The following is a 5,883-nucleotide window of genomic DNA, read 5'->3' on the forward strand; positions in this document are numbered from 1 at the left end:
CCGGATCGGTGCTCCGCTCGATATGGCGACAGAAGTCGGCCCGCTTGCCACCAAGCGCCAGCAGGACAAGATCGGCGCCCTCGTCGCCAAGTCGATTGAAAGCGGCGCCCGCCTCGTCACGGGCGGAAGCAAGATCGACGGCGACGGCTATTATTTCGCGCCGACGATTCTCGATTGCGACGATGTCGCCTCGCCGTCCCTGATCGAGGAATTCTTCGGACCGGTCCTGTCCGTCGTGTCGTTCGAGACGGAGGCCGAGGCGCTGCGGCTCGCCAACGATACCCGTTATGGCCTGGCTTCCGGCGTCTTCACCCAGAACCTCACCCGGGCGCACCGGCTGATGAAGGGGCTCCGTGCCGGGATCGTCTGGGTCAACACCTACCGCGTGGTATCACCGATCGCGCCGTTCGGCGGTTTCGGCCTGTCTGGCCATGGCAGGGAAGGCGGCATGGCCGCGGCGCTCGACTATACCCGCACCAAGACGATCTGGCTCAGGACATCGGACGATCCGATCCCCGATCCCTTCGTGATGAGGTAGCGCCGATGTTTTACGAGATCCGCACCTATCGGCTGAAGAACGGCACGATCCCGCAATATCTCAAGGTCGTCGAGGAGGAGGGGATCGAGATCCAGAAGAGCCATCTCGGCACGCTCGTCGGTTACTTCTTTTCGGAGATCGGGACGATCAACGAGATCGTCCACATCTGGGCCTTTGCGAGCCTGGACGATCGGGAGGCGAGGCGCCAGAGGCTTTTGGCCGATCCCCGGTGGCAGGCCTTCCTGCCCAAAATCCGCGATCTCATCGAGGTGGCGGAAAACAAGATTATGAAGCCAGCCAGCTTTTCTCCCAGGAGCGAGGCGCACTGACGGCATAAGGCATACAGGACAAACCAGAACAAGGATAAGGGAACATGAAAACAACATTTGCTTTCGCGGCGGTTGCCGCATTCGTGGCTGTGTCCGGACCGGCGCACGCCGACAACATGGTCTTCTCGAGCTGGGGAGGAACGACCCAGGACGCGCAGAAGGCCGCATGGGCCAGCCCATTCACCGAGAAGACCGGCATCACCGTCGTACAGGACGGGCCGACGGATTACGGCAAGCTCAAGGCGATGGTCGAGGCTGGCCAGGTCACCTGGGACGTTGTCGACGTCGAAGGCGACTATGCCGCTCAGGCCGGCAAGAATGGCCAGCTCGAGAAGCTCGATTTCTCCGTCATCGATAAATCCAAGCTCGATCCGCGCTTTGTAACCGATTATTCGGTCGGCAGCTTCTATTATTCCTTCGTGATCGGCTGCAATGCCGATGCCGTCAGCGCCTGCCCAAAGACCTGGGCGGATCTGTTCGACACGACGAAGTTTCCGGGAAAGCGCACATTCTACAAGTGGTCGGCTCCTGGCGTGATCGAAGCGGCGTTGCTTGCCGACGGCGTGGCTGCCGACAAGCTCTATCCACTTGATCTCGACCGCGCCTTCAAGAAGCTCGATACGATCAAATCGGACATCGTCTGGTGGTCGGGCGGCGCACAGTCGCAGCAGCTTCTGGCGTCCGCCGAGGCTCCCTTCGGCAGTGTCTGGAATGGCCGCATGACCGCGCTTGCGGCGAGCGGTATCAAGACCGAGACCTCATGGGAACAGAACATCACCGCTGCGGATTCGCTCGTCGTGCCAAAGGGTTCGCCGAACGCGGAAGCCGCGATGAAGTTCATTGCAATGGCGACCTCGGCCGAACCGCAGGCCGCCCTTGCAAAGGCCACCGGATATGCACCAATCAATGTTGACTCGGCCAAGCTGATGGATCCGGAGACGGCCAAGACCCTGCCGGATCAGCAGACGGCAAGCCAGGTGAATGCCGACATGAACTATTGGGCTGATAATCGCGATGCCATCGGCGAGAAATGGTACGCATGGCAGGCGAAATAGCCTGAAACTTGAGATGATCAGGCACGGCGAATGTTCGCCGTGCCTCCCGCAGCGTCGGTGCCCGTTTGTTGGACCTCGGCGCCTGTGGAAATTGGCGGGTGGGAAGGACTGTCATGTCGACATATAGCGATGCCTCCGGCGCAATCATGCCCCTGCCAAAGGCGCGCAGGGCAACGGGTTTTGGCGGAGTCGTTCCGGCTCTCGCCTTCGTGGCGATCTTTTTCATCGCGCCGGTGGCGGTGCTCTTGTTGCGCAGCGTGCTGGAACCTGTTCCGGGCTTTGGAAACTATGCCCAGCTGATCGGGTCCGCGACCTATCTGAAGATTTTCGCCAACACCTTCATCGTCTCCGGTCTCGTCACGGTGATTTCGCTGCTGATCGGATTTCCCGTCGCCTGGGCACTGGCGATCATGCCCGGCCGCCTGACGTCGGTGATCTTTGCGATCCTGCTCCTGTCGATGTGGACCAACCTGCTTGCCCGCACCTATGCCTGGATGGTGCTTTTGCAGCGGACGGGGCTCATCAACAAGATGCTGATCGGAATGGGGCTGATCGACAAGCCCTTGGCGCTCGTCAACAACCTGACCGGGGTGACGATCGGCATGACCTATATCATGCTGCCCTTCATCATCCTGCCGCTCTACGGCGTGATCAAGAAGATCGACCCGTCGACCCTGCAGGCGGCAGCACTTTGCGGCGCCAACCGGTGGCAGTGCCTGACCCGTGTCCTGCTGCCCTTGGCCATGCCTGGCATGGCGGCCGGTGCCCTCATGGTCTTCGTCATGTCGCTTGGTTATTTCGTCACGCCATCGCTTCTCGGCGGCACTGCGAACATGATGCTCGCAGAGTTGATCGCACAATTCGTGCAGTCGTTGGTCAACTGGGGCATGGGAGGTGCTGCGGCGCTGGTTCTCCTCGTGGTGACCCTGTCGCTCTATGCCGTGCAGCTGCGCTTCGTCGGCAACCAGAACCCGGGAGGGCGTTGATATGTTGCTCAATTTCGACCGCCTCGGCTGGTGGAAATACATGCTGCTGACGATAACGGTTCTGACTGCGGCCTTTCTGCTGCTGCCGATCGTCTTTATCGCCGCCCTGTCCTTCGGCTCCTCGCAGTGGCTGATCTTTCCGCCGCCCGGCTGGACGTTTCAATGGTACAGCGAGCTCTTTGCCGATCCGCGCTGGCTGGAATCGGCCTGGACGAGCTTCAAGATCGCGGTCATCGTGACGATCCTGTCGGTGCTGCTCGGGCTCGTGACCTCCTTCGGGCTGGTGCGCGGTTCGTTCCTGTTCCGCGATGCGCTGAAAGCGCTGTTCCTGACGCCGATGATCCTTCCCGTCGTGGTTCTTGCAGTCGCCCTTTATGCCTTCTTTCTAAGGATCGGCCTTGGCGGCACGTTGGTAGGCTTTGTCATCTCGCACCTCGTTCTCGCGCTGCCCTTCTCGATCCTGTCCATCTCAAGTGCGCTGGAGGGCTTCGACAAGTCGATCGAGGACGCGGCGGTTCTTTGCGGGGCCTCGCCTCTGGAAGCAAAGATCAGGGTGACCCTGCCTGCGATCAGCCATGGGCTGTTTTCGGCGGCCGTCTTCTCGTTCCTGACATCCTGGGATGAGGTGGTGGTGGCGATCTTCATGTCCAGCCCGACGCTGCAGACGCTGCCGGTAAAAGTGTGGGCGACGCTGCGGCAAGATCTGACCCCGGTTGTCGCTGCGGCGTCGACCCTTCTCATCCTTTTGACGATCATCTTGATGGCGCTGGTTGCCGTCGTGCGTAAGGTACTGAAACAATGAGAGAACCATTCCTTCAGATCCGCGGAATACGCAAGGAATACGGCCCGGTGGTTGCCGTCCACGACGTCAATCTCGACGTTCGGCGCGGGGAGTTCCTGACCTTTCTCGGACCGTCCGGATCCGGGAAAAGCACGACCCTCTACATCCTGGCCGGTTTTGAAACTCCGACGAAAGGCGACATCACGCTGGAGGGCAAGACCCTGCTCGCCACGCCGTCGCACAAGCGCAACATCGGCATGGTGTTCCAGCGCTACACCCTGTTTCCGCACCTGACGGTGGGCGAAAACATCGCATTCCCGCTGAAGGTCAGGCGCAAGTCCAAGGCCGAGGTCGACAGCAAGGTGAAGGAGATGCTGCGCCTCGTCAGGCTCGAAGGCTTCGAGGATCGCAAGCCCGCACAAATGTCCGGCGGCCAGCAGCAGCGTGTCGCCCTTGCCAGAGCCCTAGCCTATGATCCGCCGGTGCTTCTGATGGACGAGCCGCTGTCGGCGCTCGACAAGAAGCTGCGCGAGGAAATCCAGCATGAGATACGCCGGATCCATCAGCAGACCGAAGTGACGATCCTTTATGTCACGCACGACCAGGAGGAGGCGTTGCGGCTCTCCGACCGCATCGCCGTCTTTTCCAAGGGCGTCATCGACCAGATCGGCACGGGGCCGGAACTCTACGCCAATCCGCGGACCCGCTTCGTTGCCGAATTCATCGGCGACAGCGACTTCATTTCATGCGACCTGCTGTCATCCTCCGATGGGCAGGCCACCATTTCGCTTGGCGGCGGGAGCGTCTTCAACCATATTCCGGTGCATGGAAAAGGAACCTCCGGGACGAGGGCAGCCCTGATGCTGAGGCCTGAACGCATTCGATTGTCGCGCGCCCAAGCGGCGGGAGCGGGCCTTGCCGCAACAGTTAGCGACATTACCTTTCTCGGCAACAATATTCATGTCTCCACCGAGACGGCAACAGGCGAGGCGCTGGCRGTTCGCCTGCCGTTCGGTCATGAGGCTATCGCGGGGCTCAGCCGCGGAGATATAGTCCATCTGGATTTCGATCCCGGTGCCGCTCACGTGTTCTGTTGAAAGTTGTCATATGAAGCTCAATGATCCCTCGCTGTTCCGTCAGGCATGCCCCATTGCCGATCGCTGGATCGAAGCGGAAGGCCGCAAGGCGGCGACGATCCGCAATCCGGCGACAGGCGAACCGCTGGGGGTGGTCCCYGATCTCGGTGCCGCGGAAACGGAGGACGCCATCCGCGCCGCCGTCATTGCCCAGAAGCTTTGGGCGAAGAAGACCGCCGGGGAGCGCGCCGCCGTTCTGAAGGCTTGGCATCGGCTGATGATCGAAAACCGCGACGATCTGGCGATGATCCTGACGCTGGAACAGGGAAAACCCCTGGCCGAGGCCAAGGGGGAGATCACCTATGGTGCGAGCTTCATCGAATGGTTCGCCGAAGAGGCGAGACGCATCAACGGCGAGACCATCCCGGGACATCAGGCCGACAAGCGGATCCTCGTCCTGCGCCAGCCGGCAGGCGTAGTGGCGGCGATCACGCCCTGGAATTTTCCGAACGCGATGATCACCCGCAAGATTGGCCCTGCGCTTGCCGCCGGCTGTGCCGTCGTTCTCAAGCCGGCGCTGCAGACGCCATTCTCCGCCATCGCCATCGCCGTTCTCGGTGAGCGTGCCGGCCTGCCGCCGGGGCTTCTCAACATCGTTACGGGTGACGCAGCGGCAATTGGCGGGGCGCTGACGGCAAGCCGTGACGTTCGGGTTCTGACATTCACGGGCTCCACCCGGACGGGCGAGCTGCTTTACCGGCAATGTGCGCCGACAATCAAAAAGCTCGGCCTCGAGCTTGGCGGCAATGCRCCCTTCATCGTGTTCGASGATGCSGAYCTSGACGCYGCCGTCGAAGGCGCGCTCATCGCCAAGTTCCGCAACAACGGCCAGACCTGCGTCTGCGCTAATCGGCTTTATGTCCAGGACGGCGTCTACGAGGCGTTTGCCGCCAAGCTTGCCGCGGCGGTTTCGGGCTTGAAGGTCGGCAATGGTCTCGACCGTGACGTCGTGCTTGGCCCGCTCATCGACGACAACGCCGTCGCCAAGGTCGAAAGCCATATCAGCGACGCCGTTGCAAAGGGGGCCGCGATCGTCTTAGGCGGCAAGCGCCACGCGC

Annotated in this window: 7 protein-coding genes; all 7 read left to right on the forward strand. The window is 61.4% G+C overall.

Annotation, left to right across the window (positions count from 1 at the left end; genetic code table 11):
- A partial coding sequence (locus tag AC1D1Z_RS32880; RefSeq protein ID WP_477853036.1) for an aldehyde dehydrogenase family protein occupies positions 1 to 538 on the forward strand: 538 nt, incomplete at its 5' end.
- 5 nt (positions 539 to 543) lie between these two features.
- The gene (locus AC1D1Z_RS32885; protein ID WP_028732336.1) at positions 544 to 867 is read left to right on the forward strand and encodes an NIPSNAP family protein; all 324 of its coding nucleotides are present in this window, start codon (positions 544 to 546) and stop codon (positions 865 to 867) included.
- A gap of 44 nt (positions 868 to 911) precedes the next feature.
- Positions 912 to 1,922: a polyamine ABC transporter substrate-binding protein gene (locus AC1D1Z_RS32890; RefSeq protein WP_130719329.1), complete on the forward strand. Its 1,011-nt coding sequence runs from the start codon at positions 912 to 914 to the stop codon at positions 1,920 to 1,922.
- 113 nt (positions 1,923 to 2,035) lie between these two features.
- On the forward strand, positions 2,036 to 2,908 hold the full coding sequence (locus tag AC1D1Z_RS32895) for an ABC transporter permease (RefSeq protein WP_130654048.1): 873 nt from the start codon (positions 2,036 to 2,038) through the stop codon (positions 2,906 to 2,908).
- A 1-nt stretch (position 2,909) separates the two neighbouring features.
- Positions 2,910 to 3,710, forward strand: a complete 801-nt coding sequence (locus AC1D1Z_RS32900; RefSeq protein ID WP_018246715.1) for an ABC transporter permease — start codon at positions 2,910 to 2,912, stop codon at positions 3,708 to 3,710.
- Positions 3,707 to 4,786, forward strand: a complete 1,080-nt coding sequence (locus tag AC1D1Z_RS32905; RefSeq protein ID WP_130674245.1) for an ABC transporter ATP-binding protein — start codon at positions 3,707 to 3,709, stop codon at positions 4,784 to 4,786. The genes AC1D1Z_RS32900 and AC1D1Z_RS32905 overlap by 4 nt, the downstream gene beginning before the upstream one ends.
- Positions 4,787 to 4,796: 10 nt before the next feature.
- Positions 4,797 to 5,883 (forward strand): NAD-dependent succinate-semialdehyde dehydrogenase (locus AC1D1Z_RS32910; protein WP_477853041.1); only part of this gene is annotated, 1,087 nt, incomplete at its 3' end.

Source organism: Rhizobium sp. P1_E1 (assembly GCF_056406015.1).